This window comes from Bradyrhizobium sp. Bra64 (genome assembly GCF_024519875.1).
GTDB classification, from domain to species: Bacteria; Pseudomonadota; Alphaproteobacteria; order Rhizobiales; family Xanthobacteraceae; genus Bradyrhizobium; species Bradyrhizobium japonicum_G.
Map to the genome: position 1 here is coordinate 64,401 of NZ_JALJRD010000013.1, position 20,605 is coordinate 85,005.

At 65.0% G+C, this 20,605-nt stretch carries 19 protein-coding genes; 11 read left to right on the plus strand and 8 right to left on the minus strand.

The window, feature by feature from the left end; genetic code table 11:
- Positions 1 to 58 precede the first annotated feature (58 nt).
- Positions 59 to 1,519, plus strand: a complete 1,461-nt coding sequence (locus tag NR187_RS28545) for an NAD(P)/FAD-dependent oxidoreductase (RefSeq protein ID WP_256808438.1) — start codon at positions 59 to 61, stop codon at positions 1,517 to 1,519.
- Between the two features lie 18 nt (positions 1,520 to 1,537).
- Here the strand turns inward: NR187_RS28545 and NR187_RS28550 are convergent, their stop codons facing one another.
- From NR187_RS28550 to NR187_RS28560, 3 genes are read right to left on the minus strand one after another with little or no spacing between them, the layout of a single operon-like run.
- Positions 1,538 to 2,779 (minus strand): YbfB/YjiJ family MFS transporter, encoded by a 1,242-nt coding sequence (locus NR187_RS28550; protein ID WP_256808440.1) that lies wholly within the window; start codon positions 2,777 to 2,779, stop codon positions 1,538 to 1,540.
- Positions 2,780 to 2,811: 32 nt separating this feature from the next.
- Entirely contained in the window at positions 2,812 to 3,048 is a 237-nt protein-coding gene (locus tag NR187_RS28555) for a 4-oxalocrotonate tautomerase family protein (RefSeq protein WP_211385019.1), read from the minus strand.
- Positions 3,049 to 3,067: 19 nt separating this feature from the next.
- The gene (locus NR187_RS28560; RefSeq protein ID WP_211385020.1) at positions 3,068 to 3,778 is read right to left on the minus strand and encodes an SDR family NAD(P)-dependent oxidoreductase; all 711 of its coding nucleotides are present in this window, start codon (positions 3,776 to 3,778) and stop codon (positions 3,068 to 3,070) included.
- Positions 3,779 to 3,989: 211 nt separating this feature from the next.
- On the opposite strand from NR187_RS28560, the gene NR187_RS28565 reads away from it, so the two are divergent.
- Together NR187_RS28565 and NR187_RS28570 are read left to right on the plus strand one after the other, a co-directional pair.
- Positions 3,990 to 4,913, plus strand: a complete 924-nt coding sequence (locus tag NR187_RS28565; protein ID WP_211385021.1) for a LysR family transcriptional regulator — start codon at positions 3,990 to 3,992, stop codon at positions 4,911 to 4,913.
- A gap of 145 nt (positions 4,914 to 5,058) precedes the next feature.
- The gene (locus NR187_RS28570) at positions 5,059 to 5,214 is read left to right on the plus strand and encodes a hypothetical protein (protein ID WP_167768006.1); all 156 of its coding nucleotides are present in this window, start codon (positions 5,059 to 5,061) and stop codon (positions 5,212 to 5,214) included.
- A gap of 21 nt (positions 5,215 to 5,235) precedes the next feature.
- Here the strand turns inward: NR187_RS28570 and NR187_RS28575 are convergent, their stop codons facing one another.
- Positions 5,236 to 5,511: a hypothetical protein gene (locus NR187_RS28575; protein ID WP_256808441.1), complete on the minus strand. Its 276-nt coding sequence runs from the start codon at positions 5,509 to 5,511 to the stop codon at positions 5,236 to 5,238.
- 277 nt (positions 5,512 to 5,788) lie between these two features.
- Between NR187_RS28575 and NR187_RS28580 the strand changes: the two genes are divergently transcribed.
- On the plus strand, positions 5,789 to 6,718 hold the full coding sequence (locus NR187_RS28580; protein WP_256808442.1) for an aspartyl/asparaginyl beta-hydroxylase domain-containing protein: 930 nt from the start codon (positions 5,789 to 5,791) through the stop codon (positions 6,716 to 6,718).
- Between the two features lie 146 nt (positions 6,719 to 6,864).
- Positions 6,865 to 7,323 carry a nuclear transport factor 2 family protein gene (locus NR187_RS28585; RefSeq protein WP_211385023.1) on the plus strand — a complete coding sequence of 153 codons (459 nt, stop codon included), beginning with the start codon at positions 6,865 to 6,867 and terminating at the stop codon, positions 7,321 to 7,323.
- A gap of 66 nt (positions 7,324 to 7,389) precedes the next feature.
- On the opposite strand, the gene NR187_RS28590 is transcribed toward NR187_RS28585, so the two are convergent.
- The 3 genes from NR187_RS28590 to galE form a co-directional block, all read right to left on the minus strand.
- Positions 7,390 to 8,091 carry a fumarylacetoacetate hydrolase family protein gene (locus NR187_RS28590; RefSeq protein WP_256808443.1) on the minus strand — a complete coding sequence of 234 codons (702 nt, stop codon included), beginning with the start codon at positions 8,089 to 8,091 and terminating at the stop codon, positions 7,390 to 7,392.
- A 35-nt stretch (positions 8,092 to 8,126) separates the two neighbouring features.
- On the minus strand, positions 8,127 to 9,929 hold the full coding sequence (locus tag NR187_RS28595) for an ABC transporter ATP-binding protein (RefSeq protein WP_211385025.1): 1,803 nt from the start codon (positions 9,927 to 9,929) through the stop codon (positions 8,127 to 8,129).
- A 118-nt stretch (positions 9,930 to 10,047) separates the two neighbouring features.
- Positions 10,048 to 11,061, minus strand: a complete 1,014-nt coding sequence (gene galE / locus NR187_RS28600) for a UDP-glucose 4-epimerase GalE (RefSeq protein ID WP_256808444.1) — start codon at positions 11,059 to 11,061, stop codon at positions 10,048 to 10,050.
- A 126-nt stretch (positions 11,062 to 11,187) separates the two neighbouring features.
- On the opposite strand from galE, the gene NR187_RS28605 reads away from it, so the two are divergent.
- Together NR187_RS28605 and NR187_RS28610 are read left to right on the plus strand one after the other, a co-directional pair.
- Positions 11,188 to 12,225 (plus strand): glycosyltransferase family 4 protein, encoded by a 1,038-nt coding sequence (locus NR187_RS28605; RefSeq protein ID WP_256808445.1) that lies wholly within the window; start codon positions 11,188 to 11,190, stop codon positions 12,223 to 12,225.
- A gap of 457 nt (positions 12,226 to 12,682) precedes the next feature.
- Positions 12,683 to 13,465: an outer membrane protein gene (locus NR187_RS28610; protein WP_256808448.1), complete on the plus strand. Its 783-nt coding sequence runs from the start codon at positions 12,683 to 12,685 to the stop codon at positions 13,463 to 13,465.
- Between the two features lie 115 nt (positions 13,466 to 13,580).
- Here the strand turns inward: NR187_RS28610 and waaF are convergent, their stop codons facing one another.
- A complete protein-coding gene (gene waaF / locus NR187_RS28615; RefSeq protein ID WP_256808449.1) occupies positions 13,581 to 14,654 on the minus strand; it encodes a lipopolysaccharide heptosyltransferase II in 1,074 nt (357 codons plus the stop codon).
- A 162-nt stretch (positions 14,655 to 14,816) separates the two neighbouring features.
- On the opposite strand from waaF, the gene rfaD reads away from it, so the two are divergent.
- The 4 genes from rfaD (at position 14,817) to NR187_RS28635 (ending at position 20,604) form a co-directional block, all read left to right on the plus strand.
- Positions 14,817 to 15,797 carry an ADP-glyceromanno-heptose 6-epimerase gene (gene rfaD, locus NR187_RS28620; RefSeq protein ID WP_256808450.1) on the plus strand — a complete coding sequence of 327 codons (981 nt, stop codon included), beginning with the start codon at positions 14,817 to 14,819 and terminating at the stop codon, positions 15,795 to 15,797.
- 12 nt (positions 15,798 to 15,809) lie between these two features.
- Positions 15,810 to 17,294 (plus strand): D-glycero-beta-D-manno-heptose-7-phosphate kinase, encoded by a 1,485-nt coding sequence (gene rfaE1 / locus NR187_RS28625; RefSeq protein WP_211385031.1) that lies wholly within the window; start codon positions 15,810 to 15,812, stop codon positions 17,292 to 17,294.
- Positions 17,291 to 18,577, plus strand: coding sequence for an O-antigen ligase family protein (locus NR187_RS28630; RefSeq protein WP_256808451.1), 1,287 nt, complete (start codon positions 17,291 to 17,293; stop codon positions 18,575 to 18,577). The genes rfaE1 and NR187_RS28630 overlap by 4 nt, the downstream gene beginning before the upstream one ends.
- A gap of 113 nt (positions 18,578 to 18,690) precedes the next feature.
- Positions 18,691 to 20,604 carry a nucleoside-diphosphate sugar epimerase/dehydratase gene (locus NR187_RS28635; RefSeq protein ID WP_256808452.1) on the plus strand — a complete coding sequence of 638 codons (1,914 nt, stop codon included), beginning with the start codon at positions 18,691 to 18,693 and terminating at the stop codon, positions 20,602 to 20,604.
- Position 20,605: the final 1 nt, after the last annotated feature.

Below are 20,605 nucleotides of genomic sequence, written 5' to 3' on the forward strand. Positions count from 1 at the left end.
GGCTTATCGATTGACTGGCTGAGAAGCAGGCCAGACAATCCGCACGGCGGAGGAAACCATGGCCCAGGAACATTTTGACGTGCTGATCGTCGGAGCCGGCTTGTCCGGCATCGGCGCGGGCTATCATCTTCAGACCAAGTGCCCGGGCAAGAGCTACGTCATCCTGGAGGGGCGCGACTGCATCGGCGGCACCTGGGATCTGTTTCGCTATCCCGGCATCCGCTCTGACAGCGACATGTTCACGCTCGGCTATTCCTTCAAGCCGTGGACTGATCCGAAGGCGATCGCGGACGGGCCGCAGATCCTGAACTATGTGCGCGAGACCGCGGCCGAGAACGGCATCGAGACCCACATCCGCTTCCGCCATCGTGTCAAGCGTGCGGCATGGTCGACGGCTGACGCACGCTGGACGGTCGAGGCCGAGCGCATCGCAGGCGAGGGTGCGACCGAACTCGTGCGTTTCACCTGCGATTTCCTGTTCATGTGCTCGGGCTATTACAAATACGAGGCAGGCTACACGCCGGAGTTTTCGGGTGCGGCGGATTTCGCCGGCCGCATCGTGCATCCGCAGAAATGGACCGAAGACATCGACTATGAGGGCAAGCGCGTCGTCGTGATCGGCTCGGGCGCGACCGCGGTGACGCTGGTGCCGGAGCTAGCCAAGAAGGCGGCGCAGGTCACCATGCTGCAGCGCTCGCCGACTTATGTTGTGTCGCGCCCGGCGCAGGATCCCGTCGCCAACAAATTGCGCCGCAATCTTCCGGCGCGGCTCGCCTATCATCTGATCCGCTGGCGCAACGTGATGTGGGGGATGTTCTTCTTCCAGCTCAGCCGGCGCCGCCCCGCCAAGGTGAAGGAGCTGGTCCTCAAGGGCGTGCAGATGGCGCTGGGGCCGGACTACGATGTCGCGACCCATTTTACGCCGCGCTACAATCCCTGGGATCAACGGCTATGCCTCGTTCCAGACGGTGACCTGTTCAAGGCGATCCGTGAGCAGCGCGCCTCCGTGGTCACCAACGAGATCGACACTTTTACGCGCGACGGCATCCGCCTGAAGGACGGCAGCAAGCTTGACGCCGACATCATCGTCACGGCGACAGGGCTGGTGCTCCAGGTCGTCGGTGGCCTCGAGGTCAGCGTCGACGGCCGCGCCGTCGATTTTGCCAACACGCTGACCTACAAGGGCATGATGTATGCCGACGTGCCGAACATGGCGTCGGCGTTCGGCTACACCAACGCGTCCTGGACGCTGAAATGTGATCTCACCTGCGAATATGTCTGCCGGCTGATCAACTACATGGACCGGCACAATTTCCGCCAGTGCATGCCGCACAATGACGATCCGACCATCACCGCGCAGCCCTCGCTCGATTTCACCTCCGGTTACGTGCAGCGCTCGGTCGCAAAGATGCCGAAGCAGGGCTCGAAGCAGCCGTGGCGGCTGTACCAGAATTACGCTCTCGACATCGTCACCTTGCGGTTCGGTCGCATCGACGACGGCGTGATGCGATATTCCTGATCACGCCGCCGTCTGCGGTTATGCCTTGCGCGTCGTGAGCGCCAGCCCGAGATCGATCGCAAGTGCAAGCACAACGGCGCCGCCGCCGAGCCCAAACAGGACCAGATAGTCGCCGCCGGTCTGCGCGTAGATCCAGGAGAAGCCGTAAGCGGCGGCCGCCTGGAACAGCGCAAAGCTCGTGGTGGCGTGGCTCCATGTCGCGCGCTGCTGCTCGGTCGAGTGCGGGACGAGCTCGTGGATGCGTCCGAGCACCAGCGGCACGATGCCGGGCGTGAAGCCGCCGACCACGACGCTCGACACGATCAGCGAGACCGGCGCGGTGCTGACGGTCGGCAGCAGCACGGCCGCCGCCTCGATCAGAAAGGCTGCCCGCAGGGCCGGGCCGAAGCCCGAGCGGTCGCCGAGATGGCCGGTGACGAGCGGGCCCACGACCGCGCCGAGGCCGTACAGCACCCAGTAGCGCGATCCCGCGGCAATACCCTGGCCGAGGCCACGCGCGACGAAATCGACGATGAAGACCATGTGCGGCACCAGCGCCACCGCGTTGAGGCCGTACTGGACCAGCAGCGCGCGGGCCGCCGTCGATGCATGCTGGTGCTTCGCGTGATGCAAAGGCGCAGCATCAGCCTTGGCTTCCGCAGGCCAGTTCCACCAGCTCGCAAGAGTGAGCAGGGCAGACAGGGCGCCGAGACCATACCAGCTCTGCTGCAAGCCTTGTTGCAGGAGCAGCGGCACCAGCGTGCCCGAGGCGGCGACGCCAAGGCCGACGCCCGCAAAGATCACGCCGCCAGCGATGCCGCGTCTCGCGGCCGAAATGTGCGGCAGGATGACGGAGGCCGCCAGCACCATGATGATGCCGCCGGCGAGACCCGACAGGAAGCGCCAGGCGAAGAACCAGGCGAACGACACCGGGGTTGAACTGGCGAAGAAAGAGAGCGTGGCGAGCAGCATCATCGCACGCAACGCGCGCACCGCGCCAATGCGGGCGGCCACAGCGCGTGCCGCGAGTGCGCCGGCAAGGTAACCGGCAAGATTCGCCGCACCGAGATAGACGACATCCGACGCGCTGAACCACTTTGCCGCGATCAGCGCCGGGATCAGCGGCGTGTAGGAGAAGCGGGCAAGGCCCAGTCCGACCAGCGATGCGGACAAGCCAGCCGCGGCGTATCGCCAGCTCATTTGTGAAGTCTGTTGTGAAGCCGGTCCCGGCCGCTGATGCGGCCGGGCCTTAACGTGTTGCTTCGTACCTGTGTTGGTCATTTCATCCTCCTGCGCGCTCGGTCGCGCGCGGATCATCCTGTCCGGGCGGCGCGGCGGCGCCGGAATTCCGGCACGGGCAGGCCGCCCCAGCCCCAATTGTCGGTGTCGACTTCCTCGATCACGACGAAGGTGGAATCGAGCGGCTTGCCGAGCACGTCGAGCAACAGCCGGCTCGACCCCTCGATCAGCGCGGCCTTCTCTTCCGCCGTGAGCGACGCCGCGCCCGGCGTCGTTCCCTCGCGGGTCACTTGAATGGTGACGATCGGCATGGTGTCTCTCCTCTTGCGCTCAGTGGCCGGCGCTCTGGCCGCCGTCGACATGCAGGATCTCGCCGGTGACGAAGCTCGCCTGCTCGAGATAGAGCACGGCATCGACGATGTCGGACATCTCGCCCATGTGGCCGACCGGGTGCAGCGCGCCGAGCTGCGCATGCGTCGTGACGGGGTGCATCGGCGACTTGATGACGCCGGGCGCCACTGCGTTCACGCGGATGCCGCGCCTGGCGTATTCGATCGCGAGCGACTTCGTCGCGGCGTTGAGGCCGCCCTTGCTCAGCGAGGCCAGCACCGAGGGCACGTTCGAGTTGGCCTGATCCACCAGTGTCGTCGTGATCTGTACGACATGACCCGAGCCTTGCTTCTCCATCTCGGCGATGGCGAGCTGCGTGATGTTGAAGAAGCCCGCGACGTTGGTGCCCATCACCGCTGCATAGTCCTCCGCGGTGTACCGGGTGAAAGGCTTTGCGACGAAGATGCCGGCATTGTTGACCAGCGTGTCGACGCGGCCGAAGCGGGCGACGGCTTGCGACACCACGCGCTCGGCGGTGCTCCGGTCGGCTATGTCGCCGGGGACGGCGAGGACATCATCGTCGCCCGACGGCTTGATGGAGCGCGCCGTTGCGACGACGCGATAGTTGCGGTCACGAAAACCCTGGACCAGGGCGGCGCCAATGCCCTGCGATGCACCGGTGATGACGGCAACCTTCTGCTCGATACCCATGACGGGCTCCTGTTGTTGGCTTGAAAACCTGGGCCAGCAGCGGCCGGCTTGGAGGTTGAGCTACGCTCCAGCAGCCCGGCTGCGAATACACGTTGTCCGGCAGACACTGTTACGTGGCGCGAACGAATGCCGGACCGGCCGTTGGCGGCGGTTGTCGCGGCCGGGGCGAACGCTTAGCTTGTCACAGGAATTTGACGGGTGGCGGAAGCGCATGGATCGTCTGGACGCGATGAAGGTGTTCGTCCTTGCGGTGGACGAGGGAAGCTTGGCGGCCGCAGGCCGCAAGCTCGGCCGCTCGCCGGCGGCGGTCAGCCGCGCCATTGCCTTCCTGGAGGAGCGAGTCGGTACCGAACTGCTGCACCGGACGACGCGGTCGATCAAGCTGAGCGAGGAGGGCGAGCGCTATGTCGCGATCTGCCGTCGCGTGTTGATCGAGCTGGAGGAGGCCGACGACATCGCGGCCGGGCCGCGTACGGCGCCGCGCGGCGTGCTCACGATCACCGCTCCGGTGGTGTCGGGCGAGATGGTGCTGCGGCCGATCCTCGATGCGTTTCTGGACGCCTATCCGACCGTATCGGCAAAGCTCCTGCTGTTTGACCGCGCGGTCAACCTGATCGAGGAGGGCGTCGACATCGCGCTTCGCATTGGCCATCTCGCGGATTCGGCGATGGTGGCGATGCGGATCGGCGAGATCAGTCGCGTCGTGGTGGCAGCTCCCCGCTATCTGAAGCAGCATCCGCGCATCACCGAGCCCGGCGATCTCGCCAAGCATCAGATCGTGGCGATGGCGCATCTGCCCAATTCCTGGACCTTTGCTCCACAGGCCGGCTCGTCGGCAGCCCGCACGGTCCAGTTCACCCCGCGCCTCGTCGTCAACAGCACCCATGCGGCCGTGGCGTCCACGGTCGCCGGGCGCGGCGTGGCGCGGATGTATTCGTACCAGGTGGCCGAGCCCGTCGGGCGCGGCGAGCTCGAGATCGTGCTGGCCGCCGACGAGGATCCGGAGATGCCCGCGCATTTGATCTGCCCACAGGGGCGGCTCTCGGTGCCAAAGGTGAGGGCGTTCACCGACTTTGCCGTGCCCAGGCTGAAGAAGCAGTTCGCGCTGCTGAAGAAGAGCATCAATGCGCGTTGAGCGGCCGTGCCCCCGGCAATGCGTTGTTTTGCGTATACGGGCGCCGGGGTGAATCGGCGATGCTGGCCGAACGGTTAACGCCGATTTAACGGATGAGTCCTAGCCTGTCTCGGCCGGGGTTACTCGCAAGGCCGAGGTGAGCCCAATGGAAGCCCAGAAAATCGCGGTCGACGCCGTCGTCGCGCTGACCGATTGCGACCGCGACGCCGTCATCGCCTTCATCCGCCGGCTCTATCTTGCCGGCGTCACCGACCCCAAGCGCCTGACCTTCAAGGGTCTCCAGGCGTTGTCCCGGGTTTGACCGGCACCCACGCAATCGAATTTACTGGACGGTCGGATCGCTGATCCGGATCGAGGTAACGCAGTCCTCCCGCACCTCGAATGAGAAAGGCCAGGGCCCATAGGTCCAGAGTTCGGTCTTCTCGAGTCCGCTCGGCCCGACATGGAACGGGCTTCCGAGCTGCGCCAGGAGTTTTTCCGTGCTGTCGCCGAGATTGATCTGATTGAACCCGTAGGCGGCGACCGGTGCCGGCCCGCTGATTTGAAGTGCGAAGACGCCGTTCGCCTTCACGGCCGCGGCGAGACGCGGATATTCCAAGCAGAAACAGAGTGAGCGTACAGCCCGCCAACGACCGCGGTGTCTCCAAGATGCACCCCGACTTCCCAATCCCTGGAACCAGGATAATAGGTCGGAAACCGCCCGCAACGCCGGGATTGACGGGGAGGCGGCCGCGATTTGTAATCGTGCGCGGTACGGCAGGGGCCGGCCCGATCACGACCTGCGGAACAGCCTCAGGCTGCACCGCCAATATCTTGCCGCTGGGGCCGGCTCAGAGTAGATCACGTCCCCGGCTGGGTTACTCGGGTTTGGGGAAATGCTGAAACAGCTTTTTGCGCCGCAACTTGTCATTCTCTATGTGCTTGCGGCTTCGACGATTTACGTTCACTTCCGTGGCAAGCAGCGGCTGCGCTTTGCGCGCCAGCTCGGCGATCATTCGACCTATCTCGCGCCCTACAACGTGCTGATGTATGCGGGCTCGGCGGTACCGAACAAGCCGGTGATCTCGGTCGAGCAGTTTCCCGAGCTCAAGCCGCTCAGCGAGAACTGGGAGACCATTCGCGACGAAGCGGTGCGCCTGTTCGACGAGGGCTTCATCCGCGCGGCCGCGAAGAACAACGATTGGGGCTTCTACTCATTCTTCAAGAGCGGCTGGAAGCGATTTTATCTGAAATGGTACGACGACTTCCTGCCCTCGGCGCGTACGCTGTGCCCGAAGACGGTGGAGCTGCTCAACTCGATCCCGAGCGTGCACGGGGCGATGTTCGCGATGCTGCCGCCCGGTGGCAAGCTCGGGGCGCACCGCGATCCCTTCGCGGGCTCGCTGCGCTATCACCTCGGCCTCGTCACGCCGAACTCGAACAAGTGCCGTATCCTGGTCGACGGCGTCGAATGCGTCTGGCGCGACGGTGAGGCCTTCATGTTCGACGAGACGTTCATCCACAGCGCGGAGAATGCGACCGACGTCAACCGCATCATCCTGTTCTGCGACGTCGAGCGCCCGATGAGGTTCGGCTTCATGACCGCGATCAACCGTTGGGTCAGCCATCATATCGTCAAGGCTTCGGCGACTCAGAACGTCGACGGCGAGAGCGTCGGCGTGCTCAACAAGGTGTTCGGCAAGCTCTATGAGATCCATCTCGGCAGCCGCAAGGTCAAGGAGTGGAATCGCAACGTGTACTACACGCTGAAATACTCGCTGACGGCGCTGATCCTCGGCCTCATCGTGCTGTCGGCGTTACGGTAAGTGCGTAGGTGGACAAGTCGCTAGTCCGCCCTGCAGTTCTCGGTTTTGATCCGGCGGCGAAGACGACGAGCCGCCAGTCTTGCTGGACAGTTCGGGCCATGGCAACAAGGATTGCCGTGATTGAGTTGCCGAATATGGAGCAGGCAATGGCCTCCTTGCCGACCGCGAATACAGAGACAACGCAGTTCTTCCGTCAGTGGCTGGAAACCTTCGCCGGCTATGTCCGCGAGGTCGACTACGCTTCGGCGAGGCCGCTCTTTCATCCCGAGGTGCTTGCCTTCGGCACGCATAACGACGTCATCCCCGGCCTCGATCAATGGGTCTCAACGCAATGGGACAACGTCTGGCCGAAGACGAGCGACTTCCGTTTTGTGCCCGAGCAGATCTCGATCCTCGCGTCTCCCGACGGCACGATGGCGACCGTGGTCGCGCCGTGGACGAGCACGGGCTATCATCCCGATGGCAGCGCGTTTCCACGTCCGGGCCGAGCGACGATGGTGTTCTCGAGGAGCGCCGATGGCTGGCTGTGCGTGCATTCGCACATGTCGCTCAACCGCGGCGTCCCGCAGGTGAGTCACGCCAATCGAACGGTGAAGGCCTGGTAGAGGCGATCTGAATAGAAAAGGCCCCGGACATGTCCGGGGCCTTTCGATGTCGAGATGTCGTGCAGCCTATTCCGGCTGGCCGATCGAGACCTTCAGCGTGCCGACGCCGTCGACGCCGCATTCGAGCTTGTCGCCCGGCTGGAGCTGCGACACGCCGGCGGGCGTGCCCGTCATGATGATGTCGCCGGCGGCGAGCTTCACCTGCTGCGAGAGCTGCCAGATGATCTCGGGCACGTTCCAGATCAGTTCGGTTAGATCGCCCTTCTGGGCCTCCTTGCCGTTGACCGTGAGCCAGATCTTGCCATTGGCGGGATGGCCGATCTTCGAGGCCGGCTGCACCGCTGAGCACGGAGCGGAGCCGTCGAACGACTTGCCGATCTCCCACGGGCGCTCCTTCTTGCGCGAGGCGATCTGGAGGTCGCGGCGGGTGAGATCGATGCCGACGGCGTAGCCGTAGACATGGTCGAGCGCCTTTTCGGCCGGGATGTTGAGGCCGCCGCTCTTCATCGCGACGATCAGCTCGACCTCGTGATGCAGATCCTTGGTCAGCGGCGGATAGGGGATGGTGGCGCCGTCGGGCACCAGCATGTCGGCGTGCTTGGCGAAGAAGAACGGCGGGGCGCGCTCGTCGTTGCCCATCTCGCGGATGTGTTCGAGATAGTTGCGGCCGACGCACCAGATGCGGCGCACCGGATAGCGGCCGCTTTCCCCGACGACGGGAAGAGACGGCTGGGCTGGAAGCGGGATGACGTAGGAGGCGGCGTTCATGTATCGGTCTCGCTGCTCGTGAGGTGAAACGAACTCTATGCGGTTGCGCTGATCGGCGCCAGAGCGCCGGCGTCGCGATGTTGCAGGCGGAAGAACGAGGCGTAGCGGCCGGAGCGCCGCAGCAATTCGTCATGCCGGCCCTGCTCGACGATCTCGCCGCCCTCGACCACCAGGATCGCGTCGGCGTGCATGATCGTGTGCAGGCGGTGCGCGATCACGATGGTGGTGCGGTTCTGGCAGAGATGCTCGATCGCCTCCTGCACCTGTTTCTCGGACTCCGAATCGAGCGCGGCGGTGGCTTCGTCCAGCAGGATGATCGGGGCGTTCTTGAGCAGCGCGCGCGCGACCGCGATGCGCTGGCGCTGGCCGCCCGACACCTGGGTGCCGTGCTCGCCGACCGGCGTGTCGTAGCCCAGCGGGAAGCCCATGATGAAATCATGAGCGCAGGCCGCCTTGGCGGCATCGATGATGTCGTTCTCGGTTGCGCCCGGCTTGCCGAAGGCGATGTTGTTGCGGATGGTGTCGCGGAACAGATAGACGTCCTGGCCGACATAGGCGGTCTGCGCCCGCAGCGATTTTCGCGAGATCGCGCCGATCGACTGGCCGTCGATCACGATGTCGCCTTGCGTCACCTCGTAGAAGCGCAGCAGCAGCGCCAGCACGGTCGACTTGCCGCCGCCGGACGGGCCGACCAGCGCGGTGACCTTGCCGGGCTCGGCGACAAAACTCATGCGGTTGAGCACGGTCTCGCCAGTCCGGTAACAGAAGCTGACGTCGCGCAGCTCGATCCGCGCGTCGGACAGTTTCAGCGCCGGCTTGTCGTCGTCGGAGTGCTCGGTGGCCGGGCTGTCGACGACTTCGAGCAGCATGCGCGCGCCGACGAGCTGGCTGTTCAGATCGATGTTGAGCCGCGCCAGCCGCTTGGCCGGCTCGGTCGCCATCAGGAACGCAGTCATGAAGGAGAAGAACGCGCCGGGCGTGGCGTTGAGCGCGACCACGCTGTAGCCGCCGTAAAGCAAACAGCCGGCGACCGCGAAGCCGCCGAGCATCTCCATGAGCGGATTGGAGCGGTTGGCGACGCGGGCCATCTTGTTGGCGTTGCGCTCGACGATCGCGATGTTCTCGTCGATGCGCCTCTGCATCGTGTCTTCGAGCGTGAACGCTTTCACCGTGCGGATGCCCTGCAGCGATTCCTGCATGGTCTCCATGATGTCGGCGGTGCCGGTGAATTGGTTGAAAGCGAGGCCCTTGATGCGCTTGACCAGCTTGCGCAGCACCAGCATCGCCGGCGGCACCACGACGAGGCCGATGAACGACATCACCGGGTCCTGCCACACCATCACGCCGATCATGGCGAGCAGCATCATGAGGTCGCGTCCGACCGCGTTGACCAGCATGTTGAGGACGTCGGTGATCGATTTTGCGCCGGCCGTCAGCCGTGCCAGAAATTCAGACGAATGCCGTTCTGAGAAGAAGCCGACGCTCTCGCGCATCAGCTTGGCGAACAGTTGCCGCTGGTTGGTGGCGAGGATGGCGTTGGAGATCTTGGTCAGGATCACCATGTGGCCGTAGGTCGCCACACCCTTGATGAAGAGCAGGATCACCGTGATGCCCGAGAACATCGCGATGCCCGGGATGTTCTTGTCGACATAGGCCTGGTTGATGACCTGGCCGAGCACGTAGGTCGCGCCCGCGGTCGACCCGGCGGCAAGCGCCATCAGCGCGAAGGCGACGAGGTAGCGCCGCCAGTAGATGATCCCCTGTTCCGTGACCAGGCGGCGAATCAGGACCGCTGCCGCATAGGGATCGTCGGTGATTTTCTTTGGAAACTGCGCCATCCGTAGTCCATTGACGGCGCAGGAAAAGCCTGCCTGCGCGTCAGGGGATCGAACGGCCTCTGTGCCCGCTAAAGCGGCGCTTTTCAAGCCCCATTAAGGACTTGCGCCGGGATGGAATCTAGGCCGAGGCGGCCTGGCGGAGCTCGCCGTGGCGCTCGCGGAACAGCTTGTCCTCCCAGGCCAAAGCGTGGGCGGCGATGGTCTCGAGGTCGTCGTATTGCGGCTTCCAGTCGAGCAGGCCACGGATGCGGCTGGTGTCGGCCACCATGGTCATGATGTCGCCGGGCCGGCGCGGGGCGTATTGCACGGCGAAGCTGCGCCCCGAAACCCGGCGCACCGCGTCGATGGTTTCCAGCACCGAATAGCCGCGGCCATAGCCGCAATTGAGCGTCGTCGAGGCGCCGCCATTGCGCAGGTAGGCCAGCGCCGAGCGATGCGCCTGCGACAGGTCCGTGACGTGGATGAAGTCGCGGATGCAGCTGCCGTCCTGGGTCGGATAGTCGGTGCCGAAGACGTCGATCTTGGCACGCTGGCCGGTCGCGGCTTCCACCGCGATCTTGAGCAGATGCGTGGCGCCGACGGTGGCAAGCCCGATGCGGGCCTGCGGATCGGCGCCGGCGACGTTGAAATAGCGCAGGGTCACGTACTGCATGCCGTAGGCGGCGGCGACGTCGTGCAGCATGATCTCGGTCATCAGCTTCGACGAGCCGTAGGGCGATAGCGGCCGCGTCGGCGCGTGCTCGGGCACCGGCACCTGGTCCGGATCGCCATAGACCGCGGCGGTCGAGGAGAAGATGAAGCGGCCAATGCCGCGCTTGACCGCGACGTTGAGCAGATTGCGTGCGGTCGTGAAATTGTTGCGGTAATAGCCGAGCGGATCGCGCATCGATTCCGGCACCACCACCGAGCCGGCGAAATGGATGATGCTCTCGATGTTGTGTTGGGAGATCACGCCTTCGAGCAGGTTCTCGTCGCCGGCATCGCCAATGAACAGCGGCACGCCTTCGGGCAGATATGCGGAGAAGCCGGTGGAGAGATCGTCGATCACGACCACGTCCTCGCCGGCTTCCGCCAGCGCCAGGACCGTATGACTTCCGATATAGCCGGCGCCGCCGGTGACTAGCACAGTCATGATCTCACCCGTCTTCGATCAACGCTGCAAGCTAACGTTTACGTGGTGAAGAGGGGGTATCGGCGCGGCTGAACTGGTCACTATGCTTAATGTTGCGTATAGGGGGCCTGCTAAACGGAGTGTGACGTGGCGAATCCCCCGAGCGATCTGCAAGTGATCGTGCCAAATCTGCACAGGCGCTATTCCGGGGTCACCGCGACCAACCGGATGGTCGCGCCGCGGCTGGCAAAGCTCTATCGCGCGGCATGGTTCGGCTCGGACGCTCCGGAAGGCATTGCGCGGCTGAGCGGTGCCGATTTCCTGAAACTGTGGCGCCGCAAGGCGCCGCTGATCTGGCATGCGCGGCGCAACAACGAGATGATCGCGGGCGTCGCCCTGCGCGCGCTCGGCTGGCCGCTCAAGCTGGTCTTCACCTCGGCGGCGCAGCGGCATCACAGCTGGATCACGCGCTGGCTGATCCGGCAGATGGATGCGATCATCGCGACGTCGGATCTCTCGGCCTCGTTCCTGAAGGTGAAGGCGACGGTGATCCCGCACGGCGTCGACACCGACATCTACGCGCCGCCGGCCGATCGCGCCGCTGCCTTCGCGGAAGCCGCGCTGCCGGGCCGTTATGCGATAGGCTGCTTCGGTCGCGTCCGTGCGCAGAAGGGCACCGATGTGTTCGTCGATGCGATGTGCCGGCTGCTGCCGCGCTATCCCGATTTCACCGCCGTCATCGTTGGCCAAGTCACGCCGGAGCAGGCGCCCTTCGCGAACGACCTGAAGAAACGGATCGAGGCTGCCGGGCTGCAATCGCGCATCGTCATCACCGGCGAACTGCCGATCGAAGAGGTGCAGCGCTGGTATCAGCGGCTGACGATCTACGCCTTCACCTCCCGCAACGAGGGCTTTGGCCTGACGCTGATCGAGGCGATGGCGGCGGGCAGCGCACTCGTCGCCGCGCGTGCGGGTGCGGCTGGGCTCGTGGTCGAGGATGGGGTCACCGGCGTCCTGATCCCGACGGGCGATGCCGAGGCGCTCGCCGCGGCGCTGGAGCCGTTGATGCGTGACGTGCAAGCTGCGACCGCGATGGGCGAGCGCGGTCGGGCGCGGGTGCTTGCGAAGTTCAGCCTCGATGCGGAAGCGGCGCGGATCGGCGAGGTCTATCGGTCGCTGCTCTGAGCAGCGCTTTCAGGCGCCGAAAACAAGAAAACGCGAAAACAACCCCATGCACAGTAGCTGGGGATAACGGAATCAATGGCTTGGCGGCCGGTGCTGTCTCTTGCGGATTTTACGAATTCGATTTGACCCGTCGGGCAAAACAGTGCTAGACAGGTATCGTCCCGAAATGCCCGATCACCCGCGGCTGCGGGCCCGTAGTCCGCGCGCTGTGGCGCATGGACCACTCCCCGTTTGATCAGACCGGCGTCTCGCCGCGCGGCTTCGTCGGAGCGTGCCGCTGAACTGTCCGCTCCTGAAGGCAATCCGGAAATGGCAAGGCAGCCGCCCAATCGACGCTTTTGACCCAAATCGGATATTGGCCTGGACAAAAGACAGGCCTGTGGCAACTGAGTAACAGCAATCCGCCGCTCAGCTGTTAGTTTCGCGGAGTTTCAGGCGCACTTTTATTGGGGACCCAATGAAGAAATTCGCTATAGCGCTGAGCGCGCCGGCGTTGGGGATATCGGCGGCTTCGGCCGCAGACTTGCCAGCCCGCACTCACACCAAGGCTCCGCCGCCTTCCTTAGTTGCTGTTTACGACTGGTCCGGTTTCTACATTGGCGTCAATGGTGGCGGCGGCGGCGGCCAGAATTGCTGGAACTTTGTATCTGCAGGGTTCGACGCTGGCTGTCACAACGTACGCGGCGGCGTAGTGGGCGGCCAGATTGGCTACAATTGGCAAGCAAGCAATTTTGTAGTTGGCGTGGAGCTTTCCGGCGATTGGGCGAACCTGAGGGGGAGCAACGTGCCCGTGTTGGCTACCTCGGGTACCGACAATTCTCACGTCTCAAGTATCTTCATGGCGACAGCGCGCGCTGGCTACGCTTGGGACAGAGCTTTGCTCTACGTCAAAGGCGGCGCCGCTTGGGTGCACCAAGATTACTTCCGTACCTGCAATGGGATCACCGCGACCGGCGCCTGCCTGCCCGTTGGCTTCACACCGACCACCGGAAGTGAAACGCGTGTCGGCGGCGTGGTTGGCACCGGCTTTGAATATGCAGTGACCAACAACGTGATTCTGGGTATCGAGGGAGATTTTTTGCCGTTAGGCACGAGAGACAACACCTTCAATGCTCGCCCGACCTATAGCTGCGGCGCGGGCCCTGGGCAGCCTTGCACCATCGCCGTCAAAGAAAATCTTTGGACGGTGACTGGACGGCTTGGCTGGAAATTTGGCGGCCCGGTGGTCGCGAGGTACTGATCGCTTCCTCCGACTTCCGAAATTGGCCCATCGCGCCATCCAGCTGCGTTTCAGAATTGGGCGCAATCGGTGCATAGCGCACTTTGGCGAGGCGCTTGCTGCCGGATTTAAGAGTTCAACTTTGGCGCTCGTGCGCCCCCGCCTCACCCAGCACCCGCTGCGCGATCGCCACGACCTCCGTAGCGGCGATATCGCGCATGCAGCGGTGGTCGTTCATCTTGCAGATCGTGCTCTGGCAGGGCTGGCAGGCGAGCACGCTCTTGTCCTGGACCACGGTTGCGGCGAGGCCGTTGAGGGGGGCCCAGAGATAGGGGCTGGTCGGGCCGAAGATGCCCATGGTCGGCGTGCCCAGCGCGGCTGCGATGTGCATCAGGCCTGAGTCGTTGGAGATGGCAACGCCCGCCGCGGCCATGGCCAGCACACCGTTGCGCAGATCGTTTCCGGTGAGATCCCGCACCGCCGGGCCGCCCGCTGCGACGATCTGCTGGGCGAGGCCCTTTTCCGCGGGGCCGCCGACCACCCAGACCTCCAGGCCGCGCTCGACCAGCAAGCGGGCGGCTTCCGGATAATAGGTCCAGCGTTTCGAGGCGCCGACCGAGCCGGGGGCGAGCGCCACCGCGGCGCCTGCGCTGAGGCCATTGGCCTGCCGCCAGCGGACGATCTCCTCGGCCGGCACGCGAAGCTGCGGCACCGGCCATTCCGGCGGCAGGGGGGCGCCGTCGGGCTGGGCGAGGACGGCGTTCTTGTCGATGAAACGGGGCAGCTTTTTCTCGCCCCAGCGCCAGCGGTTGAGCAGGCCGAACCGGAACTCGCCGACGAAGCCGACCCGTTCAGGGATGCCCGCCAGCGCCGGCGCGATGGCCGCCTTCCAGGTCCGGGGCAGCACCAGGGCGGTGCCGTAGTTGCGCTCGCGCAGCAGCTTTGCGAGGCCCAGCTGGCGCCGTATGGCCAGCCGGCTGCGAGGCAGGTCCCAGGCGATGCCAGCGCGCACGCCGGGCATGTAGTCCACCAGCGGGGCGCACAGGGAGGTGGTCAGGAGATCTACCGGCCGGTTCGGCCAGCGCTCCTTCAGGACCCGGATCACGGTGTGACCCCGGACGAAATCGCCGATCCACATGTAGGGAACGATCAGGATCGGGCGGGTGTCGCTCCGATCCGTATATCCACTATATTGCGAATCTTGGTTCATTCGTTAAACAAAGCCGGGGGCGATCGGATCCGGTGGTTCGGTTAGCCGCTCCGGGCCGGCAGGTAAAGCCGCCAGAAGCGCCAATCCCAAAACCGCTTACACTTTGGCGGATCATGCGCTACGGCAGGACCGGGCCGCAAAACATCGGGCAGGGATTTCAAAATGTTGCTGGTGACCGGCGGGGCCGGTTTTATCGGATCGAATGTCGTGGCTGCCCTCAATGAATCGGGCCGCGGCGACGTCGCGGTCTGTGACTTCCTTGGCAGTGACGGCAAGTGGCGCAACCTCGCCAAGCGCCAGCTTGTGGATATCGTCCCCCCGGGCGAGTTGCTCGACTGGATGAAGGGCCGCAAGCTGGATGCCGTGATCCATCTCGGGGCGATTTCCGCGACCACAGCGACCGACGGCGATCTCGTGTTCGAGACCAATTTCCGCACGTCGATGCGTCTGCTGGACTGGTGCACGGCGGGCGCCGTGCCGTTCATCTACGCCTCCTCGGCGGCGACCTATGGCGACGGCACGGAGGGCTTCGACGACGACGCCTCGGTCCCTGCGCTGAAGAAGCTGCGGCCGATGAATCTCTACGGCTGGAGCAAGCATCTGTTTGATCTTGCCGTTGCCGAGCGAGTCGCGAACGGCGATCGGCTGCCGCCACAATGGGCGGGCCTGAAATTCTTCAACGTGTTCGGCCCTAACGAATACCACAAGGGCTCGATGATGAGCGTGCTGGCGCGGCGCTTCGACGACGTCAAAGCGGGCCGCGCCGTGCAATTGTTCAAGTCGCATCGCGAGGGCATCGCCGACGGCGATCAGCGCCGCGATTTCATCTATGTCGACGACGTCGTGCGCGTCGTCATGTGGCTGCTGGCGACGCCATCGGTGTCCGGCCTCTTCAACGTCGGAACCGGGAAGGCCCGCAGCTTCAAGGACCTGATGCTCGCGGCCTATGCCGCGCTCGGCGCCAGGCCCAACATCGAATACATCGACATGCCCGAGCAGATTCGCGACAGCTACCAGTACTTCACCCAGAGCGAGGTCGATCGCCTCCAGCGCGCCGGCTACAATGGCGGCTTCAAGACGCTCGAGGATGCGGTGAAGGCCTATGTCGGGGATTATCTCGACCGGCCCGACCGCTTCCGCTGAGGCTCCTTGACCATGGCGACGCCCATTCTCGATTTCGATGCCCTTGCACAAGCCATCTCGGGTCGCACGGTGCTGTGCATCGGCGACATCATGCTGGACGAGTTCGTCTACGGCGAGGTGTCGCGGATCTCGCCGGAAGCGCCGGCGCCGGTCATCGCCGCCCAGCGCAGCGAGATCCATATCGGCGGTGCCGGCAATGTCGCGCGCAATGTCGCGTCCCTCGGCGCGCGCTGCATCTTCGTCGGCCTCGTCGGCGAGGATGCCGCGGGCAAGCAACTCGCCGCGGCGCTTGCGGAGCAGGGTGGGATCGAAAGCGTGCTGGTGTGCGATCGGTCGCGGCCGACAACGCGCAAGGTTCGCTTCGTCTCCGAGCATTTTTCCACGCACATGCTGCGTGCGGATTGGGAGCAGGCGGTTGCTGCATCCGATGACGTCGAGGCCAGTCTGATCGATGCGATCCTGCCCCAGATCGCGCGCGCCGACATCGTATTGCTCTCCGACTACGCCAAGGGCGTGCTGACCGCGCGCGTGATCCGGCACACGATCGACGCCGCGCGAAAACTCGGCAAGCCGGTGATCGTCGATCCCAAGAGCCTGAACTGGGCGATCTATCGCGGCGCGACGCTGCTCACGCCCAATCGCAAGGAGTTTGCGGAGGCCACGAGAAGCCGCGCCGACACGCCGCAGAGCATCGTCGATGCCAGCGAGGACGTGATGCGGCTCGCCGATTGCGAGGCGATTCTCGTCACGCAAGGCGAGCACGGCATGACGCTGGTGCCGCGAAACGGTGAGGCCGTTCACGTTCCGGCCGTTCCGGTGAAGGTGCGCGACGTCTCCGGCGCCGGCGATACCGTCGCCGCCGCGCTCGCGGTGTCGCTCGCCACGGGCGCGGACTGGGATACGGCGCTGCGCATGGCCGCTGCCGCAGCCGCCGTCGCCGTCGGCAAGCAGGGCACCGCCAGCGTGACTGCGGCCGAACTGAAGCGAAAGATCCTGCCGCATGCCTCCCTCGCCGCCGAGGAGAAGATCGTGCTCGAGCCGGGCGCGCTCGAGGCGCAGCTTGCGGAATGGAAGCGGCAGGGCCAGCGCGTCGGCTTCACCAATGGCTGCTTCGACATCCTGCATCCCGGCCACGTCAAGGTGCTGACCGCGGCGCGCGCCGCCTGCGACCGCCTGATCGTGGGCCTCAACAGCGATGCCTCGGTGCGGCGGCTGAAGGGCGCCGATCGCCCCGTTCAGGACGAGCGGGCGCGTGCGGAAGTGCTGGCGGCGCTCGAAGCCGTCGATCTCGTCGTCATCTTCGAGGAGGATACGCCGATCGACCTGATCACCCGGATCAAGCCGAGCGCGCTGGTGAAGGGGGGCGATTACACCCGCGAGCAGGTGGTCGGCCACGAGGTCGTCGAGGCGGCGGGCGGGACGGTCGTGCTGGTCGACGTTCTCCAGGGCTTCAGCACGACGGCGCTGGTTCATCGCGCGCGGGGAGGGGGCAAGTGACGGCGCTGGCCGGGGAGACGACCGGCCGGATGCTGTGGCGGCGCCTGCGCAGTCCGGCGGCCTGGGGCGAGACGGTCGACCTGTTCGCGATCCTGACCGCGGCCTCGCTGCCATGGTCGACCTCGCTTGCGGGGATATTCAACGCCCTGATGCTGCTCTGCATGGTGCCTTTCCTCGACGTTCGCGAGTTCCTGCAATCGCTCAAGCGTCCGATCTGCGCCGCGCCGATCGCGCTGGTCCTGCTCGCGCTGGTGGGGACATTGTGGTCGGACGCGGCCTGGGGGGCGCGTTTCTACGCGGTCAATCCCACCGTCAAGCTGCTGGTGCTGCCGGTTCTGCTCTTTCACTTCGCGCGCTCGCCGCGCGGGCACTGGGTGTTCGTCGCCTTCCTGGTGTCCTGCGCGCTGTTGTCGGTGATGTCGTGGCTGGTCGCCTTCTACCCGAACCTCGCGCTCAAGACCGATCCCGCCGAACGCGGCATCTTCGTCAAGAACTACATCGACCAGAGCCAGGAGTTCACGCTCTGCGCGGTCGCGCTCGCTTATCCGATCGTGCTGCTGCTGCGCGAGAAGCGCTACTGGATCGCCGGCCTGCTCACGGCGCTGGCGTTCAGCTTCTTCGTCAACATGGCTTTCGTGGTGGTATCGCGCACCGCGCTCGTCACCATTCCGATCCTGTTCGGCGTGTTCGCGCTGCTGCACCTGAGATGGCGCAGCATCGCGATCATTGCCATCGCTTTGCTCGCCGGTGCGGTTCTCGCCTGGCAGGCCTCGCCGCAATTGCGCAAGACCGCCGAGACCTTCGCCAGCGACTACACGCGCTATGTGGAAAAAGGCGAGCCGACCTCGCTTGGCCTGCGGCTCGAGTTCTGGCGGAAATCCCTCGGCTTCTTCGCGGAGGCGCCGGTCGTGGGGCACGGCACCGGCTCGACGCGCGGTTTGTTCGAGCGTGTCGCAACACCCAGTGGTCGGTACCAGGCGTCCGCCGAGGTGATCGGCAACCCGCATAACCAGACCTTGAACGTTGCCGTACAATGGGGCGTCATCGGCATCGCCGTGCTCTATTCGATCTGGATCCTGCACCTGCTGTTCTTTCGCGGCGACGGGTTTGCCAACTGGGTCGGCCTCCTCGTTGTGGTCCAGAACGTCTTCACCTCGCTGTTCAACTCCCACCTGTTCGACTTCCACGAGGGCTGGATGTACGTCATCGGCGTCGGCGTCGCCGGCGGCATGGTGCTCCGGGCGCAGCAGGTCGAGGTGAAGATGGGGGAAGCCGGTTCCTGAACGGCCGCGCGGCTGGCAAGCCTTGTACTGGCAGCCTTGTACTGGCAAGTCCGGTCGAGATGGGCTATCAGCGCGGTCAGGTTGCACCCAACGGGATTTTCATCGGTCCGCGGATGACGCGTCTTTCGCATCTCACCTTGCGCAATTTCCTGATCGCGCTCCACGACCTGCTGGCGACCACGGCGGCGCTGTTCGCTGCCTTCTATCTGCGCTTCGAGGGCGGCGACGGCTTCTACGATCGCCTGCCGCTGCTGTTCGAGATCCTGCCCTATTTCCTCGCCTTCAGCGTGGTCGTGTTCTTCATCTTCAACCTGACCACGACGAAATGGCGCTTCATCTCGCTGCCCGACGCGATGAACATCATCCGCGTCGCAACCGTGCTGACGGTTGCCCTGCTCGTGCTCGATTACATCTTCGTCGCCCCCAACGTCCGCGGCACCTTCTTTCTCGGCAAGGTGACGATCGTTCTGTACTGGTTCCTCGAGGTCTCCTTCCTCAGCGCATTGCGCATGGCCTATCGCTATTTCCGATACACGCGGGTGCGGCGTCACGCCCGCACCGATGATGCCGCGCCGACGCTGCTGATCGGCCGCGCCGCGGATGCCGAGGTGCTGCTCCGCGGCATCGAGAGCGGGGCGATCAAACGCATCTGGCCGGTCGGCGTGCTGTCGCCGTCGAGTTCCGATCGCGGCCAGTCCATCCGCAACGTGCCGGTTCTGGGCGGCGTCGAGGACATCGAGGACGTCGTCGCCGACTTCGCCAAGCGCAGCAAGGCGATCGCGCGCATCGTGATGACGCCGACCGCGTTCGATCCGGAGTCTCATCCCGAACAGATACTCATGCGGGCGCGCAAGCTGGGGGTGATCGTGAACCGCATGCCCTCGCTGGAAAGCGGCGATACGCCGCGGCTCACGGCCGTCGCGGTCGAGGATCTGCTGCTGCGGCCGAGCGAGACGATCGACTATGCGCGGCTCGAAGCCCTGATCGAGGGCAAGGCCGTGATCGTCACCGGCGGCGGCGGCTCAATCGGTTCCGAGATCTGCGAGCGCGTCGTCGCGTTCGGCGCCGCGCGCCTCCTGATCGTGGAAAATTCCGAGCCGGCGCTCTACGCGATCACCGAAGCGCTCGCGGCGCAGGGCACGGCTGCTGCGGTCGAAGGGCGGATCGCCGACATTCGCGACCGCGAGCGCATCATGCGCCTGATGGCCGAGTTCAAGCCGGACATCGTGTTCCATGCCGCCGCGCTCAAGCACGTGCCGATCCTCGAGCGGGACTGGAGCGAGGGCGTCAAGACCAACATCTTCGGCTCGATCAACGTCGCCGATGCCGCGCTCAGCGCCGGCGCCGAAGCCATGGTGATGATCTCGACCGACAAGGCGATCGAGCCGGTGTCGATGCTCGGCCTCACCAAGCGCTTCGCCGAGATGTACTGCCAGGCGCTCGACCACGATCTTGCGGCAGGGAGCGGCGGCGCCAGGCGGCCGATGCGGCTGATCTCGGTCCGGTTCGGCAACGTGCTGGCGTCGAACGGCTCGGTGGTGCCGAAGTTCAAGGCCCAGATCGAGGCCGGCGGCCCCGTGACGGTGACGCATCCCGACATGGTCCGCTACTTCATGACCATTCGCGAGGCCTGCGATCTCGTCATCACGGCGGCAACGCATGCGCTCGGCACGCAGCGTTCGGACGTCTCGGTCTACGTGCTCAACATGGGCCAGCCGGTGAAGATCGTCGATCTCGCCGAGCGCATGATCCGTCTGTCGGGCCTGCAACCCGGCTACGACATCGAGATCGTGTTCACGGGCATGCGGCCCGGCGAACGCCTGCACGAGATCCTGTTCGCCTCCGAGGAGCCGACCCGCGAGATCGGCGTCGCCGGCATCATGGCGGCGCAGCCGAACGAGCCGCCGATGCAGACGTTGCGCAAATGGATCGCTGCGCTGGAGCAGGCGATCGCACGCGACGATCGGGCCACCATCAGGACGATCCTGAAGGACGCGGTTCCGGAATTCGGGTCGACCGCGGCCTGAC